Annotated in this window: 13 protein-coding genes and 2 pseudogenes; 8 read left to right on the top strand and 7 right to left on the bottom strand. The window is 40.0% G+C overall.

Going from position 1 to position 17,175, the window contains the following annotated elements; genetic code table 11:
* The first annotated feature begins 666 nt into the window (after positions 1–666).
* From B4K11_RS09795 to B4K11_RS09775, 5 genes are all read left to right on the top strand, one after another.
* Positions 667–3,276 carry an EAL domain-containing protein gene (locus B4K11_RS09795; protein ID WP_292954778.1) on the top strand — a complete coding sequence of 870 codons (2,610 nt, stop codon included), beginning with the start codon at positions 667–669 and terminating at the stop codon, positions 3,274–3,276.
* A 613-nt stretch (positions 3,277–3,889) separates the two neighbouring features.
* A complete protein-coding gene (locus B4K11_RS09790) occupies positions 3,890–5,152 on the top strand; it encodes an ABC transporter substrate-binding protein (protein WP_292954775.1) in 1,263 nt (420 codons plus the stop codon).
* A gap of 12 nt (positions 5,153–5,164) precedes the next feature.
* On the top strand, positions 5,165–7,021 hold the full coding sequence (locus B4K11_RS09785) for a sensor histidine kinase (RefSeq protein ID WP_292954772.1): 1,857 nt from the start codon (positions 5,165–5,167) through the stop codon (positions 7,019–7,021).
* Entirely contained in the window at positions 7,018–7,449 is a 432-nt protein-coding gene (locus B4K11_RS09780; protein WP_292954770.1) for a response regulator, read from the top strand. Before B4K11_RS09785 ends, B4K11_RS09780 begins: the two co-directional genes overlap by 4 nt.
* A gap of 1 nt (position 7,450) precedes the next feature.
* Complete coding sequence (locus B4K11_RS09775) at positions 7,451–9,136, top strand: diguanylate cyclase (RefSeq protein WP_292954768.1); 1,686 nt, start codon at positions 7,451–7,453, stop codon at positions 9,134–9,136.
* Between the two features lie 123 nt (positions 9,137–9,259).
* Here the strand turns inward: B4K11_RS09775 and B4K11_RS09770 are convergent, their stop codons facing one another.
* The 5 genes and pseudogenes from B4K11_RS09770 to B4K11_RS18620 form a co-directional block, all read right to left on the bottom strand.
* Positions 9,260–9,496 carry a hypothetical protein gene (locus B4K11_RS09770; protein WP_292954766.1) on the bottom strand — a complete coding sequence of 79 codons (237 nt, stop codon included), beginning with the start codon at positions 9,494–9,496 and terminating at the stop codon, positions 9,260–9,262.
* 33 nt (positions 9,497–9,529) lie between these two features.
* Positions 9,530–10,024, bottom strand: coding sequence for a helix-turn-helix transcriptional regulator (locus B4K11_RS09765; RefSeq protein ID WP_292954764.1), 495 nt, complete (start codon positions 10,022–10,024; stop codon positions 9,530–9,532).
* Positions 10,025–10,032: 8 nt separating this feature from the next.
* On the bottom strand, positions 10,033–10,557 hold the full coding sequence (locus B4K11_RS09760; protein ID WP_292954763.1) for a cytochrome b/b6 domain-containing protein: 525 nt from the start codon (positions 10,555–10,557) through the stop codon (positions 10,033–10,035).
* A gap of 19 nt (positions 10,558–10,576) precedes the next feature.
* The gene (locus tag B4K11_RS09755) at positions 10,577–10,843 is read right to left on the bottom strand and encodes a PepSY domain-containing protein (RefSeq protein ID WP_292954761.1); all 267 of its coding nucleotides are present in this window, start codon (positions 10,841–10,843) and stop codon (positions 10,577–10,579) included.
* 281 nt (positions 10,844–11,124) lie between these two features.
* A pseudogene (locus B4K11_RS18620) lies at positions 11,125–11,445 on the bottom strand (EAL domain-containing protein).
* A 26-nt stretch (positions 11,446–11,471) separates the two neighbouring features.
* On the opposite strand from B4K11_RS18620, the pseudogene B4K11_RS09750 reads away from it, so the two are divergent.
* A pseudogene (locus tag B4K11_RS09750) lies at positions 11,472–11,852 on the top strand (transposase); the annotation flags it as partial.
* 279 nt (positions 11,853–12,131) lie between these two features.
* On the opposite strand, the gene B4K11_RS09745 reads toward B4K11_RS09750, so the two are convergent.
* Together B4K11_RS09745 and B4K11_RS09740 are read right to left on the bottom strand one after the other, a co-directional pair.
* Positions 12,132–13,415 (bottom strand): M18 family aminopeptidase, encoded by a 1,284-nt coding sequence (locus B4K11_RS09745; protein WP_292954759.1) that lies wholly within the window; start codon positions 13,413–13,415, stop codon positions 12,132–12,134.
* A gap of 12 nt (positions 13,416–13,427) precedes the next feature.
* Positions 13,428–13,943, bottom strand: coding sequence for an FKBP-type peptidyl-prolyl cis-trans isomerase (locus B4K11_RS09740; protein ID WP_292954757.1), 516 nt, complete (start codon positions 13,941–13,943; stop codon positions 13,428–13,430).
* A 157-nt stretch (positions 13,944–14,100) separates the two neighbouring features.
* On the opposite strand from B4K11_RS09740, the gene B4K11_RS09735 reads away from it, so the two are divergent.
* Positions 14,101–16,185, top strand: coding sequence for a carboxy terminal-processing peptidase (locus B4K11_RS09735; protein WP_292954755.1), 2,085 nt, complete (start codon positions 14,101–14,103; stop codon positions 16,183–16,185).
* 71 nt (positions 16,186–16,256) lie between these two features.
* On the top strand, positions 16,257–17,036 hold the full coding sequence (locus B4K11_RS09730; protein WP_292954753.1) for a hypothetical protein: 780 nt from the start codon (positions 16,257–16,259) through the stop codon (positions 17,034–17,036).
* The last annotated feature ends 139 nt before the right edge of the window (positions 17,037–17,175 follow it).

Here is a 17,175-nt window from a genome sequence, read left to right as displayed (position 1 = left end):
GGGGAGTCCATCCCATTTCCCTAATACATCAACTTCCTGCCAAAACGCACTCAGAATGGAAAATTACTTAAATAAATCAAGTTATGTTTAATTAATGTACTACGATAAATAAGATAAAACTGTGCATATACAGTGCCTGTATGACATAACGATTCGTATCAACTATATATCTCTTTAGACACAAAGAAAAAGTTGCGGGATGAACGCTTTCTTTCATTAGATGAACTTACAGCTCTATCCAGGTTCGGCGCTCGATAGCCATTTCACCGTGAAGCACCTCACTCTAAAAGTGGAGGCCAACTACGGGGATCAGGAGGCATTCGTTGCATCGAAAAACGTCAGCAGTTGCCAATTAGGCACCACCAAAATCAGCCAAAACTAAAAGCTGAATTAGCACCGAATTTCCCACTCAACAATTGCCACCTGAGGGACCCAAGCTGCCTCTCTCGGCCCGCCTCAGAAAAATCGGTAGCGCGGCAGACAGCTTAGAAGTCGAACTTTTACAGGGTGCTTTGTGATAAATAGAGATAATTAAGATGCTTTAACTCGCCTCCTGACTAAGAACATAGATTAGAATGATAACTCTGCTATATTGACGACTTTGACCATTAACAAATTTCGGTTTCGCTTCACTATAAATAAAACTTTATAAACATTAGGCTCCCAATGTGGATTGAACTTATAAAGCTCATTGCGCTTTTACTCGCATTTACGATGCTTCTTACCTTTGTATTTCGGGCCGTTGGTAAAAACAACCCACGAAGCAGTCTGTTACAGGGAATACTATTTGGTTTCATCGCCATTGTAGGGATGAGTATGCCTGTACATTTCTCTACTGGAGTTATTATTGACCCACGTTCAGTTTTAGTATCTGTAGCCGGCTTATTTGGTGGACCATTGACAGCAATACCTGCAGGAATACTGGCAGGTGGATATCGTCTATGGCTCGGAGGAAGTGGAGCTATCGCTGGTATGCTTGTCGTGCTGTTAAGTACCGTTTCAGGCCTAACTGCATACTATTTGCGTAAAGCAAACTATTTGCCTGTAACTGTCGTTAATTTATTTATTTTTGGACTTTTCAGCCATTTTATCGCCTTGTTTGGGTTATTTGCACTTCCAAACGAAATCATGTGGGCAGTTATTAAAAACCTCTCTATTCCTTTCTTCATTATCTATCCTCCCATGACAATTTTCTTGGGATATTTAATAAATTTCATCGAAAGGAAACATGACATAGAAGAACAGCTTGTTTCATCTACTGCGCAATTAAAAGGACTTTTTGATGCCAGCCCTGATTTGATGTGGCTCAAAGATATTAATGGCGTTTACCTGATGTGTAATCATCAATTTGCAAAGTTTTTTGGGGCACCTGAGTCTGAAATAAGGGGACAAACGGATTATGATTATGTAGATGAGACATTGGCAAATTTGTTTCGCGCAATGGACAAAAAGGTTATAGCTTCTGGCTGCCAATCAAAAAATGAGGAGTGGGTTAATTTTGCTACTGATGGAAAGGATGTATTACTAGAAACAATCAAAACTCCAATATACGGTAGCGATGGGCAAATCATTGGAGTGCTTGGTGTCGCCCATGACATCACTCAACGAGCACAGAATGAAGCGAGGTTGAGGCAATCAGCAATTGTATTTGAAAGTACTACAGAAGGTGTAATTATAACTGATAAAGCCTCAGATATCTTAGATGTTAACCAATCATTTTCGGAAATTACTGGATACCTAAAAGAAGAAGTAGTTGGTAAAAATACTCGCATACTCAGCTCTGGAAAACATGATGATGATTTTTATAGACAGATGTGGAATACCGTACAAAATACTGGGAGATGGCGAGGAGAGGTCTGGAACAAAAGAAAAGATAATACAATTTATCCAGAGTGGCTAACGATAAGCGAAGTTAAAAATAAAAAAGGCGAGGTAATACATTATGTTGCTGTTTTTAGTGATATAACATCAATTAAAGAATCGCAGGAAAGGCTCGATCACCTCGCTTTTCATGATGCTTTAACTGGTCTTCCAAACCGAGTTAGTTTTAATTCAAAACTAGAAGCAGCATTGAAGCATGCTAATCGTCGCAATTCTAAATTGGCAATTCTTTTTATAGACTTAGATAACTTTAAGAACATTAATGATAGTTTCGGGCATCACGCCGGTGATAACTTACTAAAATACATAGCTACCGGTTTGAAATCGATTACCAGAAAGGAAGATACTGTAGCTCGCATTGGTGGTGATGAATTTATCATTCTATTTGAAGATATCGATAATACTGATCACATCATTGGTGCTATAGAGAAGATAATGACCATAATCTCCTCAAAGTTTGAGATTGAGGGTCATAGTATTCAAGTTTCAGCGAGTGTTGGTGTGAGCCTGTTTCCGATGGACGGAGATAATCCTGTCAACCTCATTCGTAATGCTGATGCAGCAATGTATCGAGCAAAAGAAGAAGGTCGTAATACATTCCAATTTTATACAAGAGACTTAACGAAGAAGGCTTTCGAACGTGTAATCATGGAAAATGAGTTACGCAACGCTATAGAGAAAAATGAGTTTCTTCTTTTCTATCAGCCTCAATTTAACCTATCGTCGCAACATATCGCTGGATTAGAGTCCTTAGTAAGATGGAATCACTCTACATTAGGGATAGTTCCACCAAACAAGTTTATCACTCTGGCAGAAGAATCTGGGCTAATCAATCAAATAGGTGAATGGGTGATAAATGAAGCATGCCGCCAAGGTAAGGAATGGATGGATAAGGGACTTGAATTTGGTCGTATTGCCGTGAATATATCCAGTGTTCAGATTAATAAAAATGAATTGGTAGATATTGTTTCATCTGCATTAATAGAAAGCGGCCTACCACCATCTCGTCTTGAGCTAGAAGTGACAGAAGGGGCTATTATGAAAAAGACAGACAGTGCCATTGCCCAATTGGAACAACTCAGAAAAATGGGAATAATGTTGTCAGTAGATGATTTTGGCACTGGCTATTCATCATTAAGCTACCTGAAGAAACTGCCTATAAGCAAACTGAAAATTGACATGAGCTTTGTTCAAAATATTCCTGATGACAATGACGATAAAGCAATAGTCAATGCGATAATCAGCATGGGTAGAAGTTTAGGGCTGACTGTCATTGCAGAAGGAATTGAAAACAAAACCCAAGAAGCATATTTAAAAGACTCCAAATGCAATGAAGGTCAAGGTTACCTGTATAGCAAGCCTATATGCGCTGAAGAAATAGAGAGAATATTGTAATTTAGACAATTAAATGGATAGATCTCTATTACTTGATTGAGATTGAGACCAAAATCGGCGGTTATGGCAGTAAGTGAATACAAATTATCGATAGAATTCGGTGCGCTCAAAACGGCAAAAATCGCCAATATGATACCGCCAAAATCAGCCAAAACCAAAAGCTGAATTAGCACCGAATTTCCCACTCACAAATTGCCACCAGAGGGGCCCAAGTTGTCCCTCGCTGCCCACCTCTGGCGAAACCGAGGGCTGGGCATCTCAATTGGTATTGTGCGGTTGAAAATTCTGAAAGTGGCAGACAGATTGGGAGTCGGACTTGTGCCGGATGCTTGGTCATGGATAGTTATGAATAAGATACTTTAACTCACCTCCTGACTGCCCTTCTTCGGTGGTTAGGAGGATCATCCATTTATTTTTTTGAGGTCAGCCTGTGTCAATAGCAGATGCCTTTTAGCTTGATAAAAGGTGCTAATACTCAACAAAAACCATATAAACCCAACAGTCCATCTTCCATATTCTTAATATTGATCTAAAACATAGTGTTTCATCAGGTCAAGCGCTATGCTCACCTGAAAAATAGAAAGGATTCTTTATATGACTAGGAGCTGTATATATGGATCGTAGAGTCTTTCTCAGAGCCAGCAGAGATGTCGGCATAGCTGTTACAGCTAGCATTGCTTTTCCGTCAATTGTAAAAGCTTACAACGCCAAACCAACCATTAAAGTGGTTGGCACGCACGTAACCCTTCAAGAGCAAATACGTCAAAAAGCTGAAAAAGATCTTGGTATTAATATTGAATTTTATCCGGGCGGTAGTGCAGAGGTGCTTCTCAGAGCCTCTACTGATCCTGATTCATTTGATCTCTATGAACAGTGGTCGAACAGTATAAAAGTTTTATGGCAAGCCAACGCCATACAGGCAATTGATACGAAAAAACTGACCTACTGGGATGAAGTAAACAATCTTTGTAAGACGGGGCGTATTTCCCCAAACGCTCACTTAGGGCTAGGAGACGCTCCCTATAAGCTGCTTTACGCTCAGCCAGACGGTAGCTTGAGTTCTGCACAAACTAATCATATTAGTTTTATGCCTTATGTCCATAACACCGACTCTTATGGATATAACTCCGATATCATCCCCAAAGGAATTCCATATGAAACAGAGAGTTGGGGCTGGCTACTGGATGAAAAGCACCATGGAAAAGTCGCGATAGTCAACGCACCCACAATCGGTCTATTTGACCTCGCTCTTGCGGTTAAAGCCCAAGGTTTAATGACATTCAAAAATATGGGGAATATGACTCGTGCGGAAGTGGATCAGCTATTTGACATCATTATTGCAAAGAAACGAAAAGGGCATTTCAGGGGCGTATGGACTTCCGTTCCTCATTCTGTGGAATTGATGGCTTCCAAGGAAGTACACCTACAAAGCATGTTCTCTCCCGGTGTTAGTGCACTGAATGGCCAAGGCTTTCCTTGTATTTATGCTGCGCCTAAAGAAGGCTATAGAGCTTGGCATGGTGTTATGTGTTTATCTCGTAAATCTGTAGGTGAACGACAAGATGCCGCTTATCAATTTATGAACTGGTGGTTATCAGGTGAACCCGGTGCTTTCATTGCAAGGCAAGGTTATTACATCTCAAATCCAGAGCGTTCCAAAAAGCATATGTCAGCTGCAGAATGGGATTACTGGTATCAAGGAAAACCCGCACAAGAAGCTCTGTACGGGACGGACGGAAAGATATCAGTACCTGAAGGAAGCATTAGAAACGGTGGTTCATACGTCAAACGCTTTGAGAATGTAGCCGTCTGGAACACGGTAATGGACACTTATGAATATACATTGCAGAAGTGGAATGAGTTTGTCTTGGCTTAAGAGGCGCTGCAAATGATCGATTTTTTAATAAAGGCACTTGGCCTAAAATCACGTATATACTCTGGCTATATTCTTTTAGGTGCCGTTGCTCTACTCATTGCAGTTGTTGCATTCTTTTCCTTAAATAAACTAAAAACAGAATTCCAAGATTACTCTGCCTTCACCGACGGCACGATCGAAAACGTTAACTTCTCAGTTCAAATGTCCGAGATGCAACGGCAAGCTCTGATATATATCTACGAAGGGCATGACAGCGCAGGAGATCGAGTTGCTGAAATATATCAAGGAATGATCAAACAACTAAAATCCCAAGCCCTACATAACAATACTGTAGCAAATCAGAGGTTATTCACAACAGAACAACACTTAGAAAACTATTTCAAAACTTTTCAAGAAGTACGTCAACAACGCCAATTACAAAATACTCTGGTAATTACAACACTTCGCTCCAATGCAAATAAAGCACAAACGCTCATCGAACAATTGATAGCATCTTCCTCTACAAACGAAAAAGAAGAAAACACTAAACTACTCTATAACCAAATGCTGATTTCATTCCTGAAGATCGAAAAAAATGCATATCGTTATTTCGATACACTGAATTCTGAAAGAATTAAACAAGCATCCATCAGCATTGCAGAAACTGAAAAATTGATGGCGCTAATTAAATCTGAAGACCCTACTAAGTCCGCTGAGCATAGAGCTATAACGTCAGCGTTAATCAAATATGAGAATAGTTATTACGAAGCTGTGCAGCGGACACGGGGCTATCTTTTCTTAGTGAATGTAGTGATGGCTGCTGAAGCCTATGAAACCCTATACCAAACAAAACAATATGCAGCTCTAATTAAAGCTCAAACACAACAAACTAAAACTAACGTTTTTAAGAGCATTGAAAATACCGTTTATGCTCTAATTAGCTCAAGTTTTATTTTCATAATAGGTGTAGGTTTTCTCTCTTTGGCTATCAGCAGAAGTATTACGCTTCCGATTAAGCGTATAACCAATGCTTTTAATAAACTTACAAAAGGTTCTTTGAATGTGGAAATTCCACATTATGAACAAATGGACGAGATTGGTGAGCTTACTAAAGCGGCTACGAGTTACAAAGAAAGCAATATTGAACTCGAACATAAGAAACAAGAACTGGAACGCTCAAATGATGAGCTGGAACAGTTCGTATACACGGTTTCTCATGATCTAAAATCTCCCATAGTTACCAGTATGGGATTTATTGGAATCATCCAAAAACTAGCTAAACAAGGTAAATTTGAGCAGGCAATCGAAAAACTTGATCGCGTAGTTAACTCGAACAGGCGAATGAGCCAATTGGTTAACGATTTACTAGAACTTAGCCGAGTTGGGCGTACTGATTCGGATAAAACAAGCATTGATCTCAATGAACTGTTTAGGGCTTTCTATAGCAGCCAAGCCGAACGCATGAAGCGCTCTAGTGCTACTATGGAAATTGAAGGAAACCTTCCTACAATTTTTGCAAATGAAAGCAGAGTTCTACAAGTTTTTGAAAACTTACTCTCTAATGCCCTAAAATATGGTTCGGGGAATAATGGAACCTCGATTAAAGTGGGTATAAAAGATGACCCCAAACACCATTTTTTGTATTTCGCAGATAATGGACAAGGTATTCCTACCGAGTATCAAGAAAAAATATTTGGTTTATTCTACCGTTTAGATTCAAATTTTGAAGGTACAGGAATTGGGCTTACAGTATCGAAAAAAGTTATGACTAATCATGGTGGTAAAATTTGGGTTGAATCATCACCCGGAAATGGAGCAACTTTCTGGTTATCATTCCCCAAAGAACTAATTACTAACTTATCGCCGGAAAAATCTGCGGAGGCAATATGAACCAATATATTTTACTGGTAGAAGATGATGATGATCATGCTGAACTCGCTGAATTTCATATCAACAACTACTGTGATATTGAGGTTGTACGCCTATCCGATGGTGAAGAGGCTATGAGTTATATCGCTCTGTTGGAAAACAATGAAAAGCCTTTACCATGGCTTGTTTTACTGGATCTGAAAATTCCCAAGTACGATGGTCATGAAATTCTAACCAAAATAAAGTCATCAACAAATTTACTTAAATGCCCAGTGGTGATGTTCACTACATCTAACTCAAATAAGGACATTAAAAAGGCATTAGACTTGAAAGCTAACAGCTATATTCTAAAGCCCACGGAATTAGGCATGTACGGTGACGTATTAGAAGAAATGATCGACTATTGGAAGCTTGACCAACATCATGTATTGAGCCAGCCGGGACAGTAGTATGAGTGATACCCCAATCAAAATACTTTTACTTGAAGATAACCCAGACCACGTTGATTTATTTATTTCGATTCTGGAACTAACTTCTTTTCATAATGCTGTTGTAGATAATTATGATTCACTATTCGTAGGTTTAGAGTTACTAAACAAGTCCCCCTATGACTTGGTGTTTATTGATTTGTCACTGAGGGACAGCGTAGTAACAAGTACCCTTGGGCAGCTCGAGAAGATCAAAGCAGTTTGCCCTGTTATCGTTATTACCTCACTAGATGATAAACAAACTCTTTTGGACATTATTCATAAAGGTGCCGATGATTGTCTGCCAAAATCAGAACTGAATGATTTTACATTAGAACGAATTATTCATTACAACCTAGATAGAGCAGCGTTATATCAGAAACTGACTCATAGTGAGGCTTCGTATAAAGATCTTTATCACAACTCTCCTATTTATCACGCAACATTCGACCTTAAAACCAGAAAAATTATTAACTGCAACGAGACCTTAGCCAAGAGTTTAGGTTGGAAGTTTAATCACCTCATCGGCATGGATGTACTTGATATTTATCATGCCGATTCCCTAAAAGAAGCTGAAGCAATCCATACTCAACTATTAACAAGTGGGTATGATAAAGTTGAAAATAAACACTTGCTGTTAGCTCAGGCGGATGGTTCCTCCCGAGATGTACTGTTGAATATATCTATTGTTAATAGCAGTGGCGCAGAGTCTGATCGCTGCCATGCAACTTGGGTAGACACAACAGCAAGGGTGCGAGCACGCAAAGAGATACTTCGCTTGCAAGGTATCCAAAAACAGATTCTAGATGCTATACAAGATCCAATATGTCTTAAAGATCTCGACAGTAATATCATCGCTTGTAATCAAAGCTTTGCATTATTAGCAGGGAAAGATGAGGAAGATATCATTGGAAAAAATAGCTATAGCGTATTTCCTCAACAGCTATGCGATGAAGTTTTACCCATTGAAGAGGAAGTAATAACTTCTGGTGTGCCTTCGAAAAATGAAACATGGGTAACTTCACCAGTATCAAAGCAACAAGTCTTACTCGAAATCACAAAAACTCCATTGAAAAATGATGACGGCACCATCACCGGCGTAGTTGGCTACGGGCACGACATAACAGAAAGGCATAAATTAACGGAGCAACTTGAGCATTCTGCAAAACATGACAGTCTCACTCAACTGCCTAATCGGTACCTTTTTAAAGAACTCTTTTTGAAAGAGCAGCAACGTAGTATTCGTGACAACTCAGTTATAGCAGTACTCTTTATAGACTTAGATGGTTTTAAACAAATTAATGACACCTTTGGTCACGATGTAGGTGATGAAGTGCTGATATGCGCATCTAAAAGGATGAAAGATGCAATAAGAGAAGCTGACATCATTGCTAGACAAGGGGGAGATGAGTTTTTAGCAGTGTTAACAAATCTATCATCACCAAACGATGCCATCCCATTAGTAGGGCGTATTATTAGTACTGTAAACGAGGCCATAGTTACATCAAAAGGGAACTCAATGAACCCAGTTAATATATCCGTAAGTATTGGGGTGACCTTTTATGAGAAAAACGGATTAAACCTTAAAGAGCTGCTACGCGAGGCTGATGACGCTATGTACCATGCAAAAGCGGCAGGTAAAAATTGCTATCGCATTTATAAGCAATGACCGCTTTGTCGATAACTGAGCTTAGCCTACTTCTGCTATGTGCCCAGACCGTGTAAAAACTCGGTTTGAGGATCAGCCTTCAAGCATGAAGGAGAAATTATCCATTCAGATCGCCATAATGAGTCATTTTAGGGACTTACTTTCAGGCAAAGCCAGATTAGCGCCTAATTTATCTACTGCAAACCTATAGGCTTTGTACGGAAAAATGAAGTCGTCGAGAACTTCAGGAAACAACGTGACCTGTGATCGACCCAGGCCTTGAATGTGGGGTGACATATCAGCGGAACCTTGATGCGTTCGCTGACCATTTTCCCAACTTAAGCCTGAGTAAACTCCGGGAAGGGTTTTGTTCGTTTTCACACAGTCTGTGCCCAAAGCCGACTAATTAACCACTTAATTTAAATATATATTATCTATTATTGATACTAATAACTCTGCGCGATTCTGTACGTCGGCCTTGCGATAAACAGCACTTAATTGAGCTTTGATAGTACCCTCGGATGTCCCCCTAAGTTCTGCAATTTCTGGTGGATTAAGGCCTTTAAACACGAACATAGCAACATCAAATTCTGCAGGCGTAAGTTTCCATTCTCGCAATTGATACTCAACAATTTCATGTAAATTTTTCTGCGAGCGGGTTAGTTGATCTTCTAGGTGAGCTTTACGTAATAAAATATTTCGCAGTACACTAATTTCTAAAAGAATCGCAACTATAAGGGCAATTGATGCTACTGATTCAGCAGCAAGATGGAGTTTTTCTGCATTAGATAGTTCATAGTTAGAAAGATCACCAACTACATCAAAGATAAAAAATATAGCACAGACCGATTGCAGCAATATTATCGCTAAAATAAAAAAAGGGTGTGAAATACGATCTGTACTTAACATGGTTTTCCTCAAGGGTCAGGTATTTCTTTAACACCCGTTAACATTGCATGAGGTAGGTTAACTGAGCTGCGCTTTGACTCGAAAATAACAGCAAGAATATGAAGAACAATTGAGATTTCAGCCCAAGTAACAAATCCTTCATGCAATTCTTCTACCCACTCAGCCCCCCATAGCCAATCAGTCGTCATCAAATACCCTGACAATCCGATTAATGCTATAGATAGCAATAGATTATATATCATTACAGCACCTAACGGAGTATGCCCGATATGTATATGATTGCGTTGTAACGCTATATCTTGTAACTGTTTGAAACAACTTTCAAAACATACAGGAAAACTATTAAAGCGCGAGTAGTTCGTTCCAATAAAGCCCCACAAAAGACGGAAGGTCAGGAATCCGAGAACAAAATATCCTACATAGTTATGCAGGTCGCTATCATCATCAATCAAAAAAGCATTTGCAAAAAAAGCAACCACTAAACTCCAGTGAAATAAACGTACGCCTAAATCCCAAACATAGATAGATTTCATAACTTACCTCCCGTGCAGACTAATCTTCTTTTACACGAACGATCTCTAAAGATTTATCCATATAAACTTCATACTTAATACCATCTTTAATCGCATATGCTTCATAAAAACCATCTTCGGTTTTTATCTTACGTACTTCATAGCCGTTGTCAGTGAGCTGCGATGTGATTTCTTTTTTCGTTTCACCGCTTAGACAAAGATCACTATCACTGGCAATTGCAAATGTACTGCACAAGCCTAGAGTGATGCTTATAAGTAGCAAACGAGGTTTGGTGAACTTCAGCATTGATATTCTCCTTATGTAAATGACAAGCTAATTACAGAAGAAATTACTGATAATAGCGATAAACTTAAGTTATGATTTTTCCAATTTAAACAGCAGCTTATGCGCATAAACTTTAGTTTATAGGACAGGATTTTGGGGAAAGGTGAAGGATAGCGATGTTTGGTTTGTGCTAGCCGACCTAACAGCGAATAGCTTTACCCAGAGTTGTAACTTTATAAATTCATTTAATGGGATGGGCTTTGAATGAAGATAGCCTTGGACAAAATCACACCCCATAGAAGCTAACGTCTGATTTGCTTTTCAGTTTCAACCCCTTCAGCTATTGCCTCAATTACCAACTTATGAGCCATTACAATAATAGATTCGCACAACACTTTAGAATCTGTTGAAGCAAGCAAATTTTGTACGAATTCTTTATCAATTTACAGATAGTCGATATCGTATTTCTGAATGTATGCTAAGGATGAGTAACCCTCTCCAAAGTCATCTAATGAGACCTGAATACCTGCATCACGAAAATATAAAAGTGCAGATAAATTATTGTCATTAGCCTCTAAGAATAACCCTTCAGTTATTTCCACAACTATTGTTTTTGGATCAATGCCTTGGTCATTTAGATACTCTACCCACTTCTGCCAATGAGCATGACCTAAACCAAGCCTGCAGACTGTTACATGGTGAAGAGCGCTTTATATTTGTTGATGAGGGTTATCGAGGTGCAGATAAGAGGTCAGAGCTGCAAGACGTTGAGGCTGATTGGTATATCGCCGAACGTCCCAGCAAAGTTAGCGCATTAAAACGCCATCCTCGTATCAATAAAGCACCGATAAGCATTGAGTATATGAAAGCCAGCATCAGGGCAAAAGTAGAACATCCGTTCAGGATAATTAAATGCCAGTTTGGATTTACTAAAGCTCGGTATCGAGGGCTGAAGAAGAATGATAATAAATTAGCGATGCTTCTAGCTCTGGCTAATAGGGTTCGGGTGGATCAGATGATGAGGGCTTAGGGTAAGTCCGTCTATATGCTGTAAAAAAGAGCATATAGACATTCCAGAACGGGGTAAAAACGCCTAAAAATAGCCGAAATCCATTCAGACAGTTCAACCACCTAAAATACGGGACCTAATCGCAGGTTCCCTAGCTCCCGGACATTATCGATAGACGCAATAAACAAACTTAATAAGCAAAACCATTAACTAAACTATTTCGTAAGCTGCAGATTTAAACTCAATAGAGAAAAATGAATGCAGCCTTCTCTAGCTACATTCATACTTCAAACCAGTTCGTTACACTTTAGATTCACAATAAAAACGCTGTAGAACCTTGGTAAGAGCCTCAACATCTTTGGCACCCGCTAACTCACGTATTGAATGCATTGCAAATTGCGGCACACCTACGTCGAGTGTTTTTACACCCAACTCAGCTGCCGTAATGGGGCCAATCGTACTTCCACACGCCATATCACTGCGAACCACAAAAGACTGTACCGGAACATCCACTTGCTCTGCCAAGTCCCTGAATAATCCACTTGTTTCACTATTGGTTGCATAGCGCTGATTTGCATTTAATTTAATGACAGGTCCTGAGTTAATAAGAGGCCCATGGTTGGCATCATGCTTTTCAGGAAAATTAGGATGTATTCCATGAGCATTATCCGCTGATATCATCATTGAGCGGTTAAGCATCTGCGCACGCGCTTCAACATCAGGGACCAAACGTTCGATCACCTGGCTTAACATAGGTCCTTGAGCACCCGAAGCACTCATACTGCCAACTTCCTCATGATCATTACAAACGAGTAGCGCACCCTCTGTAGGATCTGCATTTAAAAGAGCCTGCAGACCGATAAAACAACTCAACAAATTATCCAAACGAGCTGAAGTTATAAACTCTTCAGATAAACCAACTAAAGAAGGAGGCTGGCTATCATATAGTGATATTTCGTAATCAAGGACCTTATCAATGTCGGCTACGCCCTTTCGCTCCAACTCATCAGATAGCAGTTGCTTGAAATCACACTTTTCCTCACCCTGCCCAATAATCAGAGGCAGATAAGTTTGTGCGTTGATTGTTCGGCTTTTGTTAGCCTCACGATCAAGATGTATCGCAAGACTAGGAACCACTGCGACAGGCCTTTCAAAATCGATTAGTGCTTGCTGCCTTTTCGCATTTACATCCAAATAACTGACTCGGCCTGCCATTGAGAGGTCACGATCAAACCAAGGATTTAGAAGTACACCACCATAAACCTCCACACCAAGTTGATGATAACCATGCTTGTGTATTTCAGGCTGAGGTTTAACCTTCAAGCAAGGTGAATCCGTATGAGCACCGACCATCCTTATGCCTGATTCCAGCAACGATTTTCCCTCAGGCATAGCCCAAGCAACAATGGAAGAACCATTTCTCAATGTGTAATAACGCCCTGCCTCAGCAATATCCCATGCATCACCTTCATCAAGACATTTATAACCTGCAGAATCTAAACGAGCGCTCATCTGCTTAACTGCATGATAAGGGGTGGGAGATTGCTGTAAAAAAACTTTAAGATCATTCAATAAATCAGACATCTAAAACCCTATTCACTTCTCAGCATTAAAATCAATCAATTCAACTTTAAACACTAGCGCTGAATTAGCAGGAATCATTGGCGATGGACTTGTTGCCCCATACGCTAGTTCAGAAGGTATATACAACATCCACTCACTTCCCTTATTCATTAAAGATAACCCCTCAGTCCATCCTTTAATAACTTTATTTAATGGAAAGTTAGCGGGCTTACCGCGCTGATAGGAGCTATCAAATACCTGCCCATCTATTGTCGTTCCTTCATAATGGACTGTTACGATATCAGTTAACGTTGGCTTTTCTCCTTCGCCAGCTTTCAATGCCTTATATTGCAAACCACTCTTAGTAGTTACAACCCCTTCAAGCAGAGTGTTTTCCTTTAAAAAAGCCTCACCAGCTTTCTTAACATCATCATTCAGCGCCTTCTCAATTAATTCACTTCTGAACTTTTCTTTCGCTGCATCATCACCACAACCACTCAACACAACTGACATCAAAATTAAGCCAGATAAACCTAAGGCACGTTTCATATTTTCATCCTAACTTAGAATAAAGGAATAGATTATAAGCAATTGATTTTACAACACTGCTCAGCATGACTACACTCAACTAACTTTGTTTGGGAACTAATAGCCCACAAACATGGTCACAACTGAATCCAAAGCTGAGAAAATCAAGATATACATTATGCATACATCGCTGCTAAAGCCACTCTTCATTACCGCATTTTCTTTATTAATTCCTGCCACAGCCTTTGCGTTAACAACACCGCTGGAATCAGAACCTGTTCATAAACAAACCCTGCTTGAAATAACAGAGTCTTTAAAGCTTGGACACTATAACCGAATTCCACTTGATGACACTTTATCGAGCCAAATTTTTGATCAATATTTAAAAGATCTTGATCCATCAAGAAGTTATTTTTATAAAAGCGATATTGATGAATTTGAAAAATACCGGCTTACATTAGATGACAGCATTAAAAATGGGGATTTAGACTCAGCATTCCTGATTTTTAATCGCTTTGAAGAACGTCTGGAAGGCCGCCTTGGTTTTACGATAGACGAACTTGAAACGGGTAAAGAGTTTGATTTCAGCATAAACGAAAGCCTTGACGCTGATCGCGAAAACGCACCTTGGATATCCAGCGAAACCGAGATGAATGCGCTCTGGGATCGCCGACTAAAAAGCGCCCTACTTAATCTAAAACTGGCTGACAAATCAGACCAAGAAGCACGCGATATACTGATAAAGCGCTACAACAACCAACTAAAACGTTCTTTACAAGTTAACAGTGAAGACGCTTTCCAAACGTTTGCAAACTCATTTACAAAACAGTACGACCCCCATACGCAGTACTTCTCACCGAGAAAGTCCGAAAACTTTAAAATTAACATGAGCCTATCTCTTGAAGGTATTGGCGCAGTTCTTAAAAGTGAAAACGAATTTACTCAGATTGTACGCCTCGTGCCCGCGGGCCCTGCAGACAAAACAGGGTTGCTAAAAGCAACAGATAGGATAATTGGCGTAGGCCAAGGAGACGATGGCGAAATTGAGGATGTTATTGGATGGCGTTTGGATGACGTAGTGCAACTTATTCGCGGCGCAAAAGGCACCACTGTTCGACTTGAAATCAAAAGTTCAGAACAGGAAGAGATCCCCTCTAAAATAGTTAAGATTGTGCGTAACAAGGTCAAACTTGAAGAACAATCTGCCCAAAAGCGTATTCTTGATGTTAACCACCTTGGCCGAAACTTCCGTATAGGCGTTATCGAAATCCCTGCTTTCTATATCGATTTTGCAGCACTGCAACGCGGTGATGAAGATTACAAAAGCACATCAAGAGACGTTGAAAAGCTTATCAATGAACTACAAGAAGAAAGTATTGACGGACTAATAATAGATCTACGCAACAACGGCGGCGGCTCTTTACGAGAAGCAAACGATACGGTAGGGCTTTTCATTCAGCAAGGCCCAACAGTTCAAGTTAAAGATTCTTCAGGCCGCGTAGAACGCTACCGTGATAGAAACCCTCAAGTCACCTACACCGGCCCAATGTCAGTATTGGTCAACCGTTTATCCGCTTCAGCTTCAGAAATTTTTGCAGGAGCAATACAAGACTATAACCGCGGCATCGTAATTGGCGGACAAACATTTGGTAAAGGCACTGTACAAACGCTTCTTCCCCTAAACCACGGCCAGCTTAAACTGACACATGCGAAATTTTATCGAATTTCTGGTGAAAGCACTCAGAACAAAGGAGTCCTTCCAGACATCTATTTCCCAACCCTATACGATCCAGAAATCATTGGTGAAAGCGCGCTTGACCATGCACTTGCATGGGATAAAGTCAGGTCCGCACCACACGGAATTTACCCAAGCACCCAACAATTTATGGACAAAATTAACGAGCGACATAAAGCACGCACAATGACTGACCCTGATTTCATTTTTATGCGTAAACAAGTTGAACGACTAAATGAAATACGTAAAGAAAGCAGTCTTATTCCTCTACAAGAAGCGTTACTCAAAGAGGAACGAGACAGCGCAGAAGCGTGGCAAATAGAAACAGAGAATCAACGCCGTTTACAAAAGAAACTAGAACCTATTACAAAACTTTCAGAGTTAGATGACGAACTCAAAAAGGACAGCCAAGGGCGTCCGATTAATCCAGAGTCAGAAGCTATGTTAATTGAAAGCGGCCGCATTTTGTTAGATGCAACGTTAATGCAGTTACAGTACTCTGCGGCACAAACAGAAGAGAGCAAGTGACCCCTAAATAAGGGGCCTCTATATAAGAGACCCAGGCATTTAAGCTTTTTCTAAAGAGAGATGTATTCTAGATGCAGACCAAAAAGATCATTATTTTAAGTATTATCATCCCACTTATACTCATACTTTTAAGTGGTGGTGGATATCTTGCTTATAATGAACTTCAAGGGCAGCATGCAGATAATCTTAAGGATCTTGAAAAGTTTGGTTTCTCTGTCATTCCTCTCAACACACACTCCGAAACCACCGGGGCTCTTGGTGCAAAACAGCTTCCGGCCACATTTGCTGAAAAAAAAACCACTCCCACTCAAAAAGTCATTAAAGGGTTAATGGACGACAATGAACAACTCATAGCGGAGCAAGAAGTACTCCAAGCACAAATTTCATCACTTAAGGCCGAAATAAATGCTCTACAAGAGTATAAAAAGCTTAATGAGCATTTCGCACCGCTAACCATTACTGAAGAAGTCGCCGCCGTAGAACAACAATTAAAAAAATTACTTATAGATATGCCTGACGCCCGCAGGTTCTCTAACTTACAAATTGAAGCCATGTCCGCATCTGCCGGTAACGAGTACAAGAAATTCATCGGTGGTAAGCGACTGATTCTTTCCGATATAGAACGCGAAGCTCTTGTAAAAGACTACATGCCCGCTTTTTCTTTTTGCGTTGGTGACGGTATTGATATTGCTGCTAACTCCCCTCGTGAAGAGAGACTCATTACTACTTTTTTCCGAAAACAAGACAGCAGCATCCTCTCATCTAGCTTAAAAACAGACCTAGATACTGTGATAAAGCCATGCCAAACCGCTCTCTATGCACGACTTAGCGATTACGACACCCCCATGTGAGTGATACAACCGCAGAGTAATCTTTTACCTTCAATACAATAAACACCTGTAATATCTTACTAAGATACTGTATAATGCGCGCTCAAATTATATTGAATTGGGTGCTACGCCAGTCAAAACACCCTCTTTAAAATTACTT

The sequence above is a fragment of the Neptuniibacter sp. UBA6509 genome, assembly GCA_002435145.1.
Taxonomy (GTDB): Bacteria; Pseudomonadota; Gammaproteobacteria; order Pseudomonadales; family Balneatricaceae; genus Neptuniibacter.
This window is presented reverse-complemented; position numbering and strand designations above follow the sequence as displayed.